Annotated in this window: 1 protein-coding gene; it reads right to left on the reverse strand. The window is 50.4% G+C overall.

Annotation, left to right across the window (positions count from 1 at the left end):
* Positions 1 to 500: sodium/glutamate symporter (locus tag BBG47_RS28420; protein WP_217492559.1), on the reverse strand; the 500-nt coding region annotated here is incomplete at both ends.

Below are 500 nucleotides of genomic sequence, written 5' to 3' on the forward strand. Positions count from 1 at the left end.
GCCATATTGGCCATTGCATTAGGCGTGGCGCCGAGGCCGTGTCCAGTAAAACCGGCGACCATCACGGTGGCGTCATAGTCTTTGCCCAGCAACCTGAACAAAACGAAAATCCCGAACAGAACGATAAAGAGGACTTGTACCAGCACGATGGCGAGAATCGGAAGGGCAAGATCTGCTACTTCCCATAACTTGATGCTCATAAGCGCCATGGACAGGAAGATGCCAAGTGGAACGTCGCTTACTAGGTTGATACTCTTCATGTCGATGGCATTCGGATTAAATTTGTCCACAATGTTGCGGACGATAACGGCCACGAACATGGCTCCGACATATCCAGGAAGGACAAAGCCTGTCGCTGACGTGAACAGCTCTCCCAAATACGTCCCAAGCGCCATACAGAATGTAATGAGCAGCACTTGGATGAAGAAGGAATTTGTCGTTATCGGCTGAACGTATGCTTCTACGCTCGCAGCTTCCTCATTTGTTTCCGTCGGCTTCAG

Origin of the sequence: Paenibacillus sp. KS1 (assembly GCF_001680695.1) — a bacterium.
Taxonomy (GTDB): domain Bacteria; phylum Bacillota; class Bacilli; order Paenibacillales; family Paenibacillaceae; genus Paenibacillus_B; species Paenibacillus_B suaedae.